Source organism: Desulforadius tongensis (assembly GCF_016907915.1).
Lineage (GTDB): Bacteria > Bacillota > Desulfotomaculia > Desulfotomaculales > Desulfohalotomaculaceae > Desulforadius > Desulforadius tongensis.
Genome location: NZ_JAFBCW010000008.1, coordinates 20,964 through 38,650, shown reverse-complemented (window position 1 = coordinate 38,650; position 17,687 = coordinate 20,964). Strand labels below are relative to the sequence as shown.

The following is a 17,687-nucleotide window of genomic DNA, read 5'->3' as shown; positions in this document are numbered from 1 at the left end:
TAATCTGGGGAGGCGGATTTTTTTGTCCCACTTGGTACCGATTGTAGTTGAACAAACCAACCGTGGTGAGCGCTCTTACGATATTTATTCTCGGCTGTTGAAAGATCGTATTATTTTTATCGGCGGTCAAATTGACGATCATGTGGCAAATTTGATTATTGCCCAGCTGCTGTTTTTAGAGGCGGAAGATCCGGAGAAAGATATTCATATCTACATTAATTCCCCGGGTGGTGTGGTAACGGCCGGGATGGCCATTTATGATACCATGCAGTATATTAAGCCGGATGTATCCACCATTTGCCTGGGTCAAGCGGCCAGCATGGGGTCCTTCCTTTTGGCTGCCGGTGCACCGGGCAAACGGTTTGCGCTGCCTTATTCTCGGATAATGATTCACCAGCCTATGGGCGGTGTTCAAGGCCAGGCTACAGACATTGATATTCACGCCAAAGAAATTTTGCGGATGAAGGAAATATTAAACAAGCTGCTGGCTGAGCATACCAAGCAGCCGTTAGAAGTTGTTACCAGAGACACTGAGCGTGATTTCTTTATGTCTGCTGAGCAGGCCAAGGATTACGGAATCATTGACGAGGTGATAAGGGTACGGGAGAAATAAAAGAGAGGTGGAAGGATGTATAACGATAAAGGCCAATTGAAATGTTCCTTCTGCGGTAAACTGCAAGATCAAGTTAAAAAGCTTGTGGCAGGGCCGGGGGTATATATTTGCGATGAGTGCATAGAGTTGTGCAATGAAATTATTGAAGAGGAGTTAAACGATGACCTGGGCTTGGATCTTGCTGAAATTCCAAAGCCCAAGGAAATAAAAGATATATTAGAGCAGTATGTAATAGGGCAGGAAGCGGCCAAAAAGTCTTTGGCGGTGGCGGTTTACAATCACTACAAGCGCATTAACCTGGGCAGTAAAATTGAAGATGTGGAGCTGCAAAAGAGTAATATTATAATGATTGGCCCAACCGGCAGCGGGAAAACCCTTTTGGCTCAAACATTGGCCCGGTTGTTAAATGTGCCCTTTGCCATTGCTGATGCAACCTCTCTTACCGAGGCCGGCTATGTTGGTGAAGATGTGGAGAATATCCTGTTAAAACTGATTCAGGCTGCGGATTATGACGTTGAAAAGGCGGAAAAGGGTATTGTTTACATCGATGAAATTGATAAAATTGCCCGCAAATCAGAAAATCCGTCTATAACCAGGGATGTTTCTGGTGAAGGTGTACAGCAGGCCTTGCTGAAAATCTTGGAGGGAACGGTGGCCAGTGTTCCACCTCAAGGTGGACGCAAGCATCCCCATCAAGAGTTTATTCAGCTGGATACCACTAACATACTGTTTATATGTGGTGGTGCTTTTGACGGTATCGAGAAAATTATTCAAAACCGCATTGGTAAGAAAACCATGGGTTTTGGTGCGGATATAAAAACTAAGCGGGAAGAAAAAATTGGTGATATACTGAAAAATATCCTGCCCGAGGACCTGATTAAATATGGGTTGATTCCTGAGTTTGTGGGACGTTTACCGGTTATCGTGACCTTGGATGCCCTGGATGAGGAAGCCTTAATTCGCATCTTAACTGAGCCCAAGAACGCCCTGACCAAACAGTATGAAAAACTGTTTGAACTGGACGATGTTGTTTTGGAGTACCAGCCCGAGGCTTTGAAAGCCGTGGCGCAAAAAGCCATGAAACGCAATACCGGTGCCAGAGGGCTGAGGGCTATTTTAGAAGATGTGATGCTGGATATTATGTATGACCTTCCCTCCAGGAAGGATATTTCCAAGTGTGTGATAACAAAGGACTGCATTAATAAGAAAGAGCCTCCGATAATCTTAACTACTTCGGAAAGAAAGAAAAAAGAAGAATCTGCGTAAAAAAGGCCGCGAAATGCGGCCTTTTTCTTCTGACCTGAACCGGCCCTCCGATAAAATTTTCTGTTAATGGATAAATTTATCAAATTACAGCAATACTACTATTTAGTATTGATAGTGCTAAGGAGGGCTTGTGGCTGTATGCATGAATTTAGTGGCCTGGGCAGCATTTTAACATTTATTCAGGTGTTTTTTGCTGTGGTTATCGGGTTATATTTTTGGAATTTATTAAAAACTCAGCAGGGTAATAAAAATGCGCTGGAGCGGGAAGCTAAAAAGGAGCTGGAAAAACTGCAGCGTATGAGGGCGGTGGCCCTGACTGAACCGCTGGCTGAAAAAACCAGGCCGGCAAAGTTTGAAGAGATTATTGGACAGGATGAAGGGCTGAAGGCTTTGCGGGCGGCACTTTGCGGCCCCAACCCCCAGCATGTGATAATTTATGGGCCCCCGGGGGTGGGCAAGACTGCTGCCGCCCGCGTGGTATTGGAAGAGGCTAAAAAAAGTCCTTCTTCTCCTTTTAAAGAGAATGCCAAATTTGTTGAAATTGACGGCTGTACCGCCCGCTTTGATGAACGGGGTATTGCCGACCCGTTGATCGGCTCGGTGCACGATCCCATTTACCAGGGGGCCGGGCCGATGGGAATGGCCGGAATTCCCCAGCCTAAACCCGGTGCGGTAACCAAAGCCCACGGGGGAATATTATTTATTGATGAGATTGGGGAACTTCATCCCATACAGATGAATAAGCTATTAAAAGTGCTGGAAGACCGCAAAGTATTTTTGGAGAGTGCCTATTACAGTTCAGAGGATACTAATATTCCCCATCACATTCACGATATATTTCAGAACGGGCTCCCCGCGGATTTTCGCCTGGTGGCTGCCACCACCCGCACTCCCGAGGAAATACCTCCGGCGGTACGGTCCCGCTGTTTGGAAATCTTTTTCCGCCCGTTGTTGAGTGATGAAATTGGCATTATTGCTGCCAACGCGGCAGAAAAAATAAAAATACCTCTGCAGGAAGGCGTGCTGGATGTTATTAAACGTTACGCCACCAACGGCCGTGAAGCGGTGAACCTGATACAGATAGCTGCCGGTTTAGCCATTACTGAACAGCGGAATAAAATTTTAGTCAGCGATGTGGAATGGATAATTCACAGCGGGCGTTATTCACCCCGGGTGGAGAAGAAAGTGCCGGAAAGCCCCCAGGTGGGGGTGGTTAATGGTTTGGCTGTGTTTGGTCCCAACCAGGGAGCGGTGCTGGAGGTTGAGGCCACTGCCATTCCCGCGGCCAAAGGGCAGGGGAAAATAATTGTTACCGGTGTGGTGGAAGAGGAAGAAATGGGCGGCAGCGGTAAAACCATGCGCCGTAAAAGTATGGCCCGGGGTTCGGTGGAAAATGTACTAACGGCGCTGCGGCGGACTATGGAAGTGGATTACCGGGATTATGACATTCATATTAACTTCCCCAGCGGGGCTGCGGTGGATGGCCCTTCGGCGGGGGTAACCATTGCCACGGCGGTGTATTCCGCCATAACCGGAATACCTGTGGATAATAAAGTGGCCATGACCGGGGAAGTATCCATCAGAGGGATGATTAAACCGGTGGGCGGGGTGGTGGCCAAGGTAAATGCCGCCCGCCTGGCCGGGGCAGCGGAGGTATATATTCCCAAAGAAAATAATCAAAAGTTGTTTTCTGAAATTGAGGGAATTGAAGTTATACCGGTGGAAAAACTAGAGGAAGTAATTAAAGGAGCACTGCTGTATCCTGTTGTAAGGGATAAAAAGAGTGTTATTAACAACCCCGTGGAAGTTTTAACAGCTTCATCGCTTATGAACGGGCAGGTAGTCTCCAAGACATAAAAACGAGCTGTGGGGGTCTGTGCAGGGCAAATAATGAAGATTATCTTGAAAAACTTCAGGAAACCCGGCTTTTGCTGGGTTTCTCGGTCTTTTAACATTTATTGTTATGGAAGCAGACTGCCTGTTATGATAGAATATTCCTATCCCTTTAACATTCAGTTTGTTGAGGCACCGGTCATACACTAAGTGCTGAGGAGGTGCAGTATGAATTATACCGAAAGAGTATTACCCCTGCTGCCGTTAAGAGGTATTTTAGTTTTTCCTTATATGGTAATTCACCTTGATGTGGGTAGAGAAAAATCAGTACAGGCCATTGAAGAGGCTATGGCCAATGATCGCCATATTTTCTTGGTCACTCAAAAGGACGCCCAGACCGATGACCCGGTGGAAGATGATATTTATACTATCGGTGCGGTGGCCGAGATAAAACAGCTGCTGAAGCTGCCCGGCGGCACCATCAGGGTGCTGGTTGAGGGCGTTGCCAGGGCGGAAATAATTGAATACCAGGCTTATGAACCTTACTTTAAGGTTTTAATTAAACAGTATACCGAAGAGTTTGAAAAAGACACTGAAATTGAGGCGCTGATGCGCAACTTGGTTTACCGGTTTGAACAGTATGTTAAGTTATCTAAACGCATTCCGCCGGAAACGGTGGTTTCGGTGGTCAATTTAGAAGAACCGGGCCGCCTGGCAGATGTGGTAGCCTCTCACCTGTCGCTGCGCATTGAAGATAAACAGCGGGTACTGGAAGCGGTGGAAATTGTTCCCCGTTTAGAAAAATTGTGCGCTATTTTGGCCAAAGAGTTGGAGATCGTAGAGCTGGAGCGCAAAATTAACGTTCGTGTGCGCAAGCAGATGGAAAAGAATCAAAAGGAGTATTATCTGCGGGAGCAGATGAAGGCCATTCAAAAAGAGCTGGGCGACAGGGACGACCGGGCCGCTGAAGGGGAAGAGCTGCGCCGGCGGATTGACAAGACTAAGCTGCCGAAAGATGTTGAAGAGAAGCTGCTGAAAGAAGTAGAGCGATTAGAAAAAATGCCCCCCATGGCGGCAGAAGCCGCAGTGGTGCGCAATTACATAGAATGGGTATTGTCACTGCCCTGGAGTAAATCCACCCGTGACCGGTTGGACATTAAGGCTGCGGAAAAAATACTGGATGAAGATCACTACGGCCTGAGAAAGCCCAAGGAGCGTATTATTGAGTACCTGGCCATTCGCAAGCTGGCCAAGAAGATGAAGGGGCCGATTTTGTGTCTGGTTGGGCCGCCGGGTGTGGGTAAAACTTCGCTGGGCCGTTCGGTGGCCAGGGCTATGGAACGCAGGTTTGTGCGCATTTCCCTGGGCGGTGTTAGGGACGAAGCGGAAATTCGCGGTCACCGGCGTACCTATGTAGGTGCCATGCCCGGTCGTATCATCCAGGGGATGAAACAGGCCGGTTCCAAGAACCCGGTGTTTTTGCTGGATGAGATTGATAAAATGAGCATGGATTTCCGCGGCGATCCTTCTTCGGCGCTGTTAGAAGTGCTGGATCCCGAGCAGAACAACAGTTTTTCCGATCATTACATTGAGATACCTTTTGATTTATCCAATGTGATGTTCATTACCACTGCCAACAATAAATACAACATTCCCCGCCCGCTGCTGGACCGGATGGAGGTAATTGATATTTCCGGTTACACGGAAGAAGAAAAGATGCAGATTGCCATGCGTTACCTGCTGCCGAAGCAGATTAAAGAGCACGGTTTACCCCAGGGTTCTACTCAAATATCGGAAAACACCATTCGCAAGGTGATACAGGAATATACCCGGGAATCGGGAGTACGTAACTTGGAGCGCAATATAGCGGCGCTGTGCCGTAAAGCAGCCAGGCAGATTGTGCAGGATAAAAATAAAAAGGTAAAGATTACCGCCCAGAACCTGGCAAAATACCTGGGTGTTCCCAAGTACCGCTATAATGTGGCGGAAAAGGACGACATTGTAGGTGTGGCCACCGGCCTGGCCTGGACAGAGGTGGGTGGGGATACGCTGAGCATAGAAGTTACCACCTATAAAGGTCGCGGTAAACTGACACTGACCGGTAAACTGGGCGAGGTAATGAAGGAATCGGCCCAGGCTGCCCTGAGCTATGTGCGGAGCAGGGCGGCAGAGCTGGATATCAATGACGAGATTTTTGAGAAATACGACATTCACATCCACGTACCGGAAGGAGCCATTCCCAAGGACGGTCCCTCTGCCGGCATCACCATGGCCACCGCCATTGCATCTGCCCTTACCGAGCGCAAGATACGCCGGGATGTTGCTATGACCGGTGAAATAACATTAAGGGGACGGGTACTGCCGGTGGGCGGCATTAAAGAAAAGGTGCTGGCGGCCCGGCGGGCAGGATGCAGAACGGTTATTTTGCCGATGGACAATAAAAAAGATATGGAAGATGTGCCCAACAACGTAAAGGGCAAAATGGAATTTAAGTTTGTGGAACACATGGACAGCGTTCTCTCCATTGCTCTCAGGCCGGCGGAGCGGGAAGTGCATGACCGGTCCTCGGATGAGTCTCCTGAAATGCCCTACCAGCCCCGGCAGCAGGTGGAAGAGGTGCAGCAGGGGGGAGCGGTGATACCGTCATGAAAATAGTATCTGCCAGCTTTGTTACCAGTGCTGCCGATCAAAAGGGTTATCCCAAGAGTGAACTGCCCGAAGTGGCCTTTGCCGGGCGTTCCAATGTGGGCAAGTCTTCACTTATAAACATGCTGGTAAACCGCAGGTCCTTGGCCCGCACCAGTAAAAGTCCGGGACGGACACAGTTAATTAACTTCTTTTTAGTGAACGAGAAGTTTCATCTGGTGGATTTACCCGGTTACGGTTTTGCCAAGGTACCGGAAAAGGTTAAAATCAGGTGGGGGCAAATGATCGAGAACTATCTGCAAAACCGGGATAATCTGCGTGCGGTGGTAATGCTGGTGGATGCACGCCATGACCCAACAGGATTGGACCGGCAGATGTACCGGTGGATCTGTCATTATAATATTCCCGCTGTAATAGCGGCCACCAAAACGGATAAATTATCAAAAAACCAGCTCATTAAACAGCTTGCCCGCATCAAAAAAGAGCTTAAACTGCAGCCCGGCCACCAGCTGGTGGCCACATCGGCCCAAACCGGTGCCGGGCGCGGTGAACTGCTGAACATAATTGCAGATTTAATAAAATAATACCTAAAAATGCCTTGAAATACATTTCAAGGCATTTTTTAGTTTATGGCGGTAATAATAAGGATGATAGAAATTTTTTGGGAGTGACGGCATGACTGTTGATGCTTTCCGGCTGGACCCGGGGAAGATATCTCTCCGCCAGTTGATGTTTATAATTATCACCATGGTTATATCCACCGCGGATATTTTTCTGCCGGCCATTGTGGCCCAGCAGGCGGGCAGAGATTCCTGGATAGCGGTAATTATTGCCACTGCCGAGGCGCTGGTGGTGGCAGCGGTGGCAGCATCTTTGAGTCTGCGCTTTCCTAAATTAACCCTGGTACAGATTTTTCAAAAGGTGCTGGGCAGTTGGCTGGGATGGATAATGGCGTTTATTTTTGTAACCATTTTTTGCTTATTCTTATTGTGCATAGTGGTGGGTGAATTTGGCATTATTTTAAAATCTGCCTTCATGCAGAAGACCCCCCTGGCTGTTTTTAACGGTTTGCTGATAGTCATTGCTGCCTATGCCGTATACCAGGGGATAGAAACCATTGCCCGGGTAACAGAAATATTAATGCCGGTGGGAATAGCAGTGCTTGTGCTGGTGGGCCTGTTAATAACGCCGCATGTGGATTTCAATAAATTTTTACCCCTGCTGGATAATGGAGTTGGCCCGGTGATAAATGGTGCGCACAGATTGCTGTCTTTTTTGGGTGAGGGTGTGGTTGTTACCATGCTGGCACCGTATATAAATAGCCCGCAAAAGGTGCTGGGCACTGTATCACGGTCTATGGTGCTGCTGGGCCTGCTGCTGCTGGTGGGTGTTTTGGCCATCGCCATGTTTGGTCCCCAGGAAACGGCCAATATGACTTTTCCCGCTCTGAATATGGTAAGACAAATCCGGGTGGGGGACTTTTTGGAGCACCTGGATGCCGTTATTATGACCGTCTGGGTGGGAGGAATATATACCAAAACGGTGGTGATATATTATATAAGCTGTATCGGCCTTGCCCAGCTGTTTAATTTGCGCAGTTACAAACCGGTGATTTGGCCGCTGGGTATTCTTGTGTTATCGGCGTCCTTTGCATGGCTGAACAACCTGCCTGCGGTAATAAACTACCTGGCCAGCGCCTGGCCGGCCCAGGGGCTGATATTTGAATTTTTAATACCGTTTGTACTGTTGATAACGGCGGCAGCCAGGGGCTTGAGGGATAAATAAGGGTGTACCCGGCTATTTAAACAGACTTTTAATATACGGCCAATTAAATCCCGGTTTGGGCTTCTGCTTATCTTCCGGTACATAATGTATTTCTTTGACTGCTTTTTTGGCAAAACGGTTGGTGACAGCTTTGCTGTAAGCCGTTTTATTAACCAGTTCACCGGAACTTTCCACCGCCTGATAAAGGTTTTCATAACTGAGTTTATCTATTACCGGGTTAGTACCCCAAAGGTCTATTTTTTTGTAGCGTTCAATTATCGATATCAACATATCCCGGTGGTAACCGGGAAAGAATTCCCTCACCGCGTCGGCTATTTCTGCTGCGCTGTGATAGGTCATCCACTGCTGGGCTTTGTATAAACCGTTAACCAGCTTCTGCACTTCCCGGCTGTTGGTATCAAGATAGCTGGGTTTAGATATGTAAACAGCGGCAGGCATTTTTCCCGCTGCCCGCCCCAGTGATGCCACCACTTTCCCTGCACCTTGGCTTTCCAGCATGCCGGCAGCCGGTTCTTCGGCCACTAAAAAACTGGCACTCCCGGATTTAAAGGTGCCCGGCCTTAAATGGGGGGGCAGATTCTCAATTACATTAACCTGCCAGTTGGGAGAAATTTCGTGCCGGCGCAGAATATATTCCAGTACCAAACTGTTATCCTCTGTGGGGGGGCCGGATATAATGGTGCGTCTTTTTACATCTGTCCACTGGAAATGGGGCTTTTCTTCCCTGGCCAGAAAGAAGGCCCCGTTCCGCTGGGTAATTTCTGCAAAGGCCACCGGGCTGCTGGCTTTTCTGGGCGGTCCGGTTAAAATCACTTGGCCCGGCCCGGCTAAAATTACCCCTGCCTTTCCTTCCTGCAGCAGTTCCAGGGCGTTTTGGCCCTGTTCCAGGGTAACTGTTTTAACCTCTATGTTTTGCTCCTCAAAAAATCCCAGCTGTAGGGCTAAATAATGGGGTATAAACAGCGGTGTTCGCCTTTCCTCCACAACCCGTACTGCGGGGGTTTTTTCTTCCTTTATATCCCCGGTTAAAATGTGCCTGACGTACACCAGGGTTGATAAAGCCGTTAATATGATGAACAGCCATAGTAATTTTTTTCGCACCGGGCATCCCCCTCAATGGAAATATCTCCATAATAATTCTATTAACCGAATGATTTTTAATGATAAAATTTGGGGTTGTCCGCATTAATTACTTTAACCGGGCATATTAATTTAGGAGAGTATTTCCATTTATGAGGAGGCTGGATTAACAATGAAAAGATTAACCTTTCTAAAATGGTCTTCCGCCGGGGGAGGACGGGAAAAAACCATTTACTTTAGTGCTCTGCTGCTGGGATTGGTATGGGCTTTAAGTATCAGTGCGGCGGTGATAACGGCACTGGGCTTATATGTAATAACCAGCGCCGCCCCGGTATACAATCTTTCCCGCCATCTGATGCTGATAACAGCCGGTGCCGTGGTGATGGGGGGGTTGGTTTGCGGGGCGCTGGTAGGGCGGCATGGGCTGCTGCACGGTTGGCTGGTGGGAAGCATTTATGCTCTTTTCTATGCCGTGTTAACGGTATACTGGGGTATCTATCATTTGGAGCCGGGCCTGGCACTTAATATAATGGTACTGATGGCCGCCGGGGGCGCAGGTGGAATTGTGGGGGTTAATCTGCCCGGCAGCGGGAAAAAGCGCCGAGCTTCTATGAGAAATTATTGATTGAAGCATTTTATGATATCAAAAGTTGACAGGATATTTTAAAATGATTAATATATAGGAGAATAATATACTGAAACGGCGTTGATGGGGAGGGGTTGCGACCCTTCGGGCTCCAGAGAGGGAAATTCCCGGCTGCGAAATTTCCCGCCTGAACCGCAAACCTGTCGCCCCGGAGCAGTTGGGCTGAACGCAGCATTAGCTGCCGGTAGGCTCAGCCGGGTAAGCCCGCTACAGCTGCATTAAGAGCCGGTTTGCTTTTGCATACCGGAAATCAAGGTGGTACCGCGGAAATAACTCCTTTTCGTCCTTGTGACCGGAAGGGAGTTTTTTTATGAAGGCATTTATGCTGTCTTACTCAGTGAGATAACATTTTTCAGGGCAGCGACTTTATTAAGGAGGCTGATCGATGTCTAACACTGAATTACCCAAAACCTACAATCCACGGGAAGTTGAAGACAAGTGGTATCAATACTGGGAAGAAAACAAGTATTTTCATGCCCGGCTGGATAAAAAACGCCAGCCTTTCAGCATTGTAATGCCGCCGCCCAATGTTACCGGGCAGCTGCACATGGGACATGCTCTGGATAACACCCTGCAGGATATTTTGACCCGCTGGCGGCGGATGCAGGGCTACAATGCCCTCTGGCTGCCGGGTACAGACCATGCCGGCATTGCTACCCAGGCCAAAGTTGAGGAGCAGCTGCAAAAAGAAGGCACCAATAAGTATGAACTGGGCCGGGAAAAGTTTTTAGAACGGGTATGGGACTGGAAACATCAGTACGGCAGCCGGATCACCACCCAGCTGCGCAAACTGGGCTCCTCCTGCGACTGGGACCGCGAGCGCTTTACCATGGACGAAGGATGCTCCAAGGCGGTACAGGAGGTATTTATCAACCTTTATAAAGCGGGACTGATATACCGGGACAACTACATTGTCAACTGGTGCCCGCACTGCAGAACTACCATTTCAGATATTGAAGTGGAACACAGTGAAAAACCGGGCCATCTGTATCACATAAAATATCCTTTTAAAGATAATCCCCACCAGTACCTGGTGATTGCCACCACCAGGCCGGAAACCATGCTGGGTGACGTGGCAGTGGCGGTTCACCCCGAGGACCACCGTTACTCGCATATGGTGGGCCGTACCTTGATACTGCCGCTGGTAGGCAGGGAAATCCCCGTTATTGCCGATGCCTATGTTGACCCCGCCTACGGGTCCGGCTGTGTAAAGATTACCCCTGCTCACGATCCCAATGACTTTGAAATTGGCCGCCGTCACCAGCTGCCCCAGGTGCAGGTGATTGGCAAAGACGGGTGTATGAATGAGCAGGCCGGTGAAAAGTACCGGGGTATGGACCGCTACCAGTGCCGCAGGCAGATTGTTAAAGATTTAGAGGAACAGGGACTGCTGGTTAAAATAGAGGACAACCCCCATTCGGTGGGCCACTGCTACCGCTGTGATACAGTGGTGGAGCCGATGATTTCCAAACAGTGGTTTGTAAAGATGAAACCGCTGGCAGAACCGGCTATCCAGGCAGTTAAAGACGGTAGAATTCGTTTTATTCCCCAGCGGTTCACCAAAATTTACTTGAACTGGATGGAAAACATTCGCGATTGGTGCATTTCACGGCAGCTGTGGTGGGGACACCGGATACCGGTTTACTACTGCCAGCAGTGCGGTGAAATGGCAGCTTCTAAAGAACCGCCGGCGGGATGTCCCCAGTGCGGGGGCAAAATGGAACAGGACCCGGACGTTTTGGATACCTGGTTCTCATCTGCCCTGTGGCCCTTTTCTACCCTGGGGTGGCCGGAACAAACCGAGGATTTGGAGCACTTCTACCCCACCAGCGTGCTGGTGACAGGCAGGGACATTATCTTTTTCTGGGTGGCCAGAATGATATTCTCCGGCCTGCATCATATGAAAGAAGTGCCCTTTAAAGAAGTATTTATACACGGCCTGGTGCTGGATGCCCAGGGACGTAAAATGAGCAAATCGCTGGGCAACGGTGTGGACCCGCTGGAGGTAATTGAAAGCCACGGCGCGGACAGCCTGCGCTTTATGCTGGTTACCGGCAACACACCGGGAAATGACCTGCGCTTCCATTTTGAGCGTTTGGATAAATCGCGCAACTTTGCCAACAAACTGTGGAATGCTTCGCGTTTTGCCCTCATGAACCTGGATGACTATGATGAAAATGCTGACCGCGGGGAACTGACACTGGCTGACCGCTGGATACTGAGCCGCTATCATAATGCGGTAAAGGAAGTAACCGATTTCCTGGAGCGCTACGAACTGGGTGAGGCGGCCCGGGTGCTGTATGATTTCAGCTGGAGCGAGCTGTGCGACTGGTATATTGAACTGATTAAACCCCGCCTGTACGGCAAAACCGCTCCCCGGGACCGGGCCGCTGCCCAGCATGTGCTGGTAACGGTGCTGAGGGGAACGATGGAACTGCTGCATCCCTTTATGCCCTTTATCACCGAGGAAATTTGGCAGCACCTGCCCCATAAGGGTGAAAGCATTATGCTGCAGGCTTGGCCGGAATACGACCCGGAACTGCGGGACCTGGAGGCGGAAAATGCCATGAGCTTGGTGATGGAAACCATTACCGAGATAAGAAGGATTAGGGGAGAAATGAAAGTACCCCCGGGTAAGGTGGCCGAAACCATACTGGTTGCTGCGGATGAAAACAGCCGGTCAATCCTGGCTGAGAATACCGGTTACGTGCAGGAGCTGGCCAAAGCGGAAGTGAATATAAAAGAGAGCCTGGCGGAAAAACCGGAACAAGCGGCCATGGGAGTGGCCCGGGGTGTAGAAGTAATAGTGCCGTTAAAGGGATTAATTGATATTGATAAAGAAATTGCCCGTTTGAAGAAAGAACTGCAGAACATAGAAAAAGAACTGCAGCGGGTGCAGGGTAAACTGAATAACCAGGGCTTTTTAGCCAAAGCACCGGCGGAAATAGTGGAAAAAGAAAAAGCAAAAGAAAAGGAACTGTTGGGCAAACAAACGGTTTTGGCGGGACGGCTGAAAATGCTGCAGTAATGTACTTAATACTGGTTTGGGCCTGCTTTCCCGGTGGGCCCAAACTTTTTCTTAAATTAGATATTTTTAACTAGGGAGGGTTCATTATGCCGTTAAAATGGACAACCGAACTGCAGGAAGAGGATAACGGCCGGCAGCTGGGTACAATTACCATGAGGGTGAAGGTAATTGTGGAAAGAGATGAAGAAAATAACCGCTACCACGCCTTGACGCCGGATCTGCCCGGGTGTGCCACTGTGGGTGCTACACCCCAGGAGGCGGTGGAAAATATGCGCCTCACTATACAAGACTGGTTGATTAAAGATAACTGTGGCTAGTAATATGAACTATCTTCAGGCACGGGACTACTTGAAAAACCTGACTAAATTTGGCATTAACCTGGGCTTGGATCGAATTAAAGAGCTGCTGAGGCGGTTGGGCAGCCCGCACCTGCAGCTTAAGGTTATCCATGTGGGTGGGACCAACGGCAAGGGTTCCACCACCAGCATGATTGCATCAATACTGCGGGCTGCCGGGTACAAAGTGGGCACCTTTACTTCACCGCACCTGCACAGGTACACAGAACGCTGCTGCATCAACGGCGAAGAAATAAAGGAACAGCAGGTGGCAGATCTGGTAAATCAGCTTAAACCCCACCTGGAGGATATGTGCGCCGCCGGTTTTGAGCACCCCACCGAATTTGAAGTGAGCACAGCCATGGCCTGCTGTTATTTTCACCGGCAGCGGGTGGATTTTGCTGTACTGGAGGTGGGCCTGGGGGGGGAGATAGATTCCACCAATGTGGTTCAGCCGCTGGTGTCGGTGATAACCAACGTCAGCCTGGATCATATGGACTACCTGGGGCATACTATTGAAGAGGTGGCCAGGGTGAAGGCCGGGATTATCAAAGAAAATGTGCCGGTGGTTACCGCCGCCCGGGAACCGGAAGCGCTGGCGGTGATAAAGGAAACATGCCTTAAGCGTTCCGCACCGCTGACCATAGTGGGGCGGGATATAACATGGCAGGCTGGAAAAACAGGTGCTCATCACCGGGGGCAGCACCTGGCCATTACCGGCAGGTTAAATCACTACCCGGACATATATTTGCCCCTGCTGGGATTGCACCAGCAGGTAAACGCTGCCACGGCAGTGGCGGCGCTGGAAATATTAAGTCTCCAGGGGATAACAATAACACCGGATATTGTGCGCCGGGGGCTGGCAGGGGTAAAATGGCCGGGGCGTTTTGAGATACTGCCGGGGCAGCCGGCGGTGGTGCTGGACGGTGCCCATAATGCGGCCGGTGCCCGGTCGCTGGTGCAGACATTAAAACAGCAGTTTGCCGGCCGGAGAATGGTGCTGGTACTGGGAATGTTATCGGATAAAGAAAGACAAAAAGTGATAGATGCACTGGTGCCGCTGGCAGCAGCGGTGGTGGTAACCAAACCCAACAACCCGCGCTGCGGGAATTGGCGGCAGGTGGCTGATTGGGCCAGGCGGTATATACCGCGGGTTTATGTTAGAGAACAGGTGCCCCGGGCAGTGGATACGGCGCTGGATATAGCCGGTTTGCAGGATGTGGTTTGTGTTACCGGTTCCCTTTATATGCTGGCTGAGGCCAGGGAGTACCTTTTGAAATTGAAGAATGAAGAATAAAGGTATGATCACATAAAATAAACATCCCCTACCAATAATAACTATGGGATATTATTGGAGGGGTTTTTTAATTTATGAGCAATAAAACTATTTTAAAAAAGCTGCTGGGTTTTATACCCAAAATGAAGCGGCCGGTGGCCAGCAAAAAACCGTCTGCAATTCCAGATGACCCGGTGGAACATATATTTAATGCCGGTGAACTGGAGAAAATGGAAGTTGATGGACGGTTGGATGTAAATATAGACGTACTGCGCGCCGTTATGGCCGGGAACAGTGATTTTGTGCTCAGGGAGTTTTCCATCGGCAGCGATGTGCGTGCCGCGGTGGCTTTTATCGACGGCATGGTGGCCACTGCTGAAGTACATAAAAACATTCTGCAGCCTTTAATGACTAATACGCAAAAATCAGACTGCGGTTTTGGCGGAACCTTTTCTTTTCAGCATATCCAGGATAGTTTGTTAACCATTGCCGATGTGCGGGTTGTGGACGATTATAAGCAAATTTTCGGCGGTATTCTTTACGGCGATGCCCTGGTGCTGGTGGATGGCCATAAAAAGGGCCTGCTGGTCAGTGTTAAAGGGTTTAGCACCCGGAATATCAGCGAACCGATTACTGAGGGCCTGGTGCGGGGTTCCCGGGAAGGTTTTACCGAAAGTTTGCGTCAAAACACCGCCATGGTTCGCCGGCGGCTGCAGACACCGAATTTGATACTGGAAAATTTGACCATTGGACGTATTTCCAACACCAAGGTGACCATTGGTTATGTGCGGGGACTGGTAAATCCCGGCCTGCTGAAGGAAGTAAAACAGAGATTAAGCCGCATTGAAATTGATGGAGTGATGGAAAGCGGTTACATAGAAGAATTAATTGAAGACAATCCCTATTCTCCCTTTCCCCAAATACACCACACCGAACGGCCGGATCGGGTGGCAGAAGCGCTGATGGCCGGGCGGGTGGCTATTTTTACCGACAATACTCCCTTTGTGCTGATAGTGCCGGGGGAATTTTTATCCTTTTTACAGACACCGGAGGATTATTACGAGCGCTATTTTTTGGCTTCTTTTGTGCGTCTTATACGTTACATAGCGCTGGCAGCGTCCCTTTTACTGCCCTCTTTTTATATTGCCATTGTTACTTATCACCAGGAGATGATACCCACCCCCCTGCTGGTAAGCGTTGCCGCCAGCCGGGAGGGGGTGCCCTTTCCGGCCCTGGTGGAGGCATTTTTAATGGAGTTTACCTTTGAGGCCCTGCGGGAGGCGGGCTTAAGACTGCCCCGGCCGGTGGGCCAGGCCATCAGTATCGTGGGTGCGCTGGTGGTGGGTGAGGCGGCGGTGTCTGCCGGCATTGTGTCATCGCTGATGGTAATTATAGTGGCGGTAACCGGTATTGCTTCTTTTGTCAACCCGGCCTTTAATATGGCTATCACCATGCGGGTACTGCGCTTTCCCATGATGCTGCTGGCCGGCAGTTTAGGCCTCTTTGGGGTGATGGCCGGCATACTGGCTATTTTAGTACACATGTGCAGCCTGCGCAGCTTTGGCGTTCCCTACCTGGCTCCCATTACTCCTTATCACAAGGAAGGGATGAAGGATGTGCTGATAAGGGCACCCTGGTGGGCCCAGCAGCACCGCCCGGAGGAAATCAGCAAAGACAACCCCTACCGCATGACTCCCGCTCAAAAACCATCCCCCCAGAAGAACAAAACAGGTGACCGGGGGGATGAAAAAGTGAATCAACAGCGGGGCCGGCCCTTTAGAACTGCCTGGCAGGAAGAAAGGAAGAAAAAAATGGAATTTGAAGATTACGGCCAGGACCACCGGGGGGGTGACCGCGGTAAAAGCGCTGATGAGCAGAATGAAGAACAAAATAAAGGTGATAAGAAAAAAAGACGCCAGCACCGGGTTCACAAAAAGAAATAAACTATTATCCATAGGTTTGGTGCTGCTGCTTCTTTTACTGCAGTCCTCCTGCTGGGATAAGGTGGAGGTGGAACAGCTGGCCATTGTAATGGCCATAGCGGTGGATAAAGGTGAAAACGGCCTGGTGCGGACCACGGTACAGGTGATTAACCCCAAGGGTATAGCCGGCGGCACAGGGAAAAACATGGCAGGAGGTGGTGGCGGCGGACAAAATCAGGCTTACCGGAACATTTCTGACCATGGCAGAACAATTTTTGAAGCGGTAAGGGGTATGCAGTCCAATATTCCCCGGGAATTATATTTTTCGCACAACCAGGTGGTAATTATATCCGAAGAACTGGCCCGGGAGGGAGTAGCAAAATTAATGGACTTTTTTGACCGCAATCCCCAAATTCGCCGCAACAACTGGCTGTTAATAAGCAAACGGGACGCCAGCCAGTATGAAATAATAAATGCTCCCAACCCGCTGGAGATAGTTCCCGCCCAGCGCATTGTGGGAATTATTAAAGAGAAGGAACGCAGTACCGCTTATGCCATCAACCAGCTGGGGGATTTTTTAGAACTGCTTTCCTGCCGGGGGGTGGATGCCTATACCGCCGGTATTGGTTTGTCACCCAATATGGCAGTGGCGGAAAGTGATCAAAATAAAAATACCGGCAGCGCAGGAGAAAGCCTCAGGGAAGATGTAAACGTAACCCAGACGGCGGTGTTTCGTGATGACCGCCTGGTGGGATGGCTGAACGAGCGGGAGTCCAGGGGGCTGTTGTGGATAAAGGGAAGGATGAGCAATGCCTCGGTGACTGTAGAATACGATCAGAAACATGGGAATGTGTCTGTTGAGGCACTGCAGGGAAAGGGAAAAATAAAACCGGTTGTTACCCGGGAAGGGCAGATAATAATGAACATAGATGTTAAAGTTAAGGGCAGTGTTTCAGAAGTGGATACTTTTATCGATCTTTCCAAACCGGAAAACCTGAGCCGGGTGGAAAAGAAATTGGCGCAGGAAATCAAGGAAGATATTAGGCTGGCGCTGGAAAAGGTTCAGCGGGAGTACAAAGCCGATGTTTTTGGCTTTGGAGAAAATTTGTACCGGCACTACCCGGGTTACTGGCACCAGGTTGCTAACAGGTGGGGAGAAATATACCCGGAAATTGAAGTGGTAATTAACGTCAAGGCAGAAATCCCGCGAACCGGGCTGGTATCTAAACCCATTGAGATGGCCAAATAGGGGGAATA

At 49.7% G+C, this 17,687-nt stretch carries 13 protein-coding genes; 12 read left to right on the top strand and 1 reads right to left on the bottom strand.

The genetic code is table 11. The features are described 5' to 3' along the window. Positions 1-22 precede the first annotated feature (22 nt). The 6 genes from clpP (at position 23) to JOC37_RS04510 (ending at position 8,143) form a co-directional block, all read left to right on the top strand. On the top strand, positions 23-613 hold the full coding sequence (clpP, locus tag JOC37_RS04535) for an ATP-dependent Clp endopeptidase proteolytic subunit ClpP (protein ID WP_274380918.1): 591 nt from the start codon (positions 23-25) through the stop codon (positions 611-613). A 15-nt stretch (positions 614-628) separates the two neighbouring features. Beyond that, a complete protein-coding gene (gene clpX / locus JOC37_RS04530; RefSeq protein ID WP_204616593.1) occupies positions 629-1,879 on the top strand; it encodes an ATP-dependent protease ATP-binding subunit ClpX in 1,251 nt (416 codons plus the stop codon). A gap of 138 nt (positions 1,880-2,017) precedes the next feature. Beyond that, positions 2,018-3,736 carry an ATP-dependent protease LonB gene (lonB, locus tag JOC37_RS04525; protein ID WP_204616586.1) on the top strand — a complete coding sequence of 573 codons (1,719 nt, stop codon included), beginning with the start codon at positions 2,018-2,020 and terminating at the stop codon, positions 3,734-3,736. A 204-nt stretch (positions 3,737-3,940) separates the two neighbouring features. Then, positions 3,941-6,361 (top strand): endopeptidase La, encoded by a 2,421-nt coding sequence (gene lon / locus JOC37_RS04520; protein ID WP_204616577.1) that lies wholly within the window; start codon positions 3,941-3,943, stop codon positions 6,359-6,361. Further along, entirely contained in the window at positions 6,358-6,942 is a 585-nt protein-coding gene (yihA, locus tag JOC37_RS04515; RefSeq protein ID WP_204616576.1) for a ribosome biogenesis GTP-binding protein YihA/YsxC, read from the top strand. Before lon ends, yihA begins: the two co-directional genes overlap by 4 nt. A 91-nt stretch (positions 6,943-7,033) precedes the next feature. Then, complete coding sequence (locus tag JOC37_RS04510; protein ID WP_204616574.1) at positions 7,034-8,143, top strand: GerAB/ArcD/ProY family transporter; 1,110 nt, start codon at positions 7,034-7,036, stop codon at positions 8,141-8,143. Positions 8,144-8,155: 12 nt separating this feature from the next. Here JOC37_RS04510 and JOC37_RS04505 read toward each other — a convergent pair whose 3' ends face one another. Next, positions 8,156-9,244, bottom strand: coding sequence for an ABC transporter substrate-binding protein (locus JOC37_RS04505; RefSeq protein ID WP_204616572.1), 1,089 nt, complete (start codon positions 9,242-9,244; stop codon positions 8,156-8,158). Between the two features lie 151 nt (positions 9,245-9,395). Between JOC37_RS04505 and JOC37_RS04500 the strand changes: the two genes are divergently transcribed. The 6 genes from JOC37_RS04500 (at position 9,396) to JOC37_RS04475 (ending at position 17,679) form a co-directional block, all read left to right on the top strand. Next, complete coding sequence (locus JOC37_RS04500; protein WP_204616570.1) at positions 9,396-9,848, top strand: TIGR04086 family membrane protein; 453 nt, start codon at positions 9,396-9,398, stop codon at positions 9,846-9,848. Between the two features lie 406 nt (positions 9,849-10,254). Then, a complete protein-coding gene (locus tag JOC37_RS04495; protein WP_204616568.1) occupies positions 10,255-12,897 on the top strand; it encodes a valine--tRNA ligase in 2,643 nt (880 codons plus the stop codon). A gap of 86 nt (positions 12,898-12,983) precedes the next feature. Next, complete coding sequence (locus JOC37_RS04490; RefSeq protein WP_204616561.1) at positions 12,984-13,214, top strand: type II toxin-antitoxin system HicB family antitoxin; 231 nt, start codon at positions 12,984-12,986, stop codon at positions 13,212-13,214. Positions 13,215-13,218: 4 nt separating this feature from the next. Next, positions 13,219-14,529 (top strand): bifunctional folylpolyglutamate synthase/dihydrofolate synthase, encoded by a 1,311-nt coding sequence (locus JOC37_RS04485; protein ID WP_204616559.1) that lies wholly within the window; start codon positions 13,219-13,221, stop codon positions 14,527-14,529. Between the two features lie 74 nt (positions 14,530-14,603). After that, the gene (locus JOC37_RS04480) at positions 14,604-16,451 is read left to right on the top strand and encodes a spore germination protein (protein ID WP_204616557.1); all 1,848 of its coding nucleotides are present in this window, start codon (positions 14,604-14,606) and stop codon (positions 16,449-16,451) included. After that, the gene (locus JOC37_RS04475; protein ID WP_204616555.1) at positions 16,357-17,679 is read left to right on the top strand and encodes a Ger(x)C family spore germination protein; all 1,323 of its coding nucleotides are present in this window, start codon (positions 16,357-16,359) and stop codon (positions 17,677-17,679) included. Before JOC37_RS04480 ends, JOC37_RS04475 begins: the two co-directional genes overlap by 95 nt. Positions 17,680-17,687 lie beyond the last annotated feature (8 nt).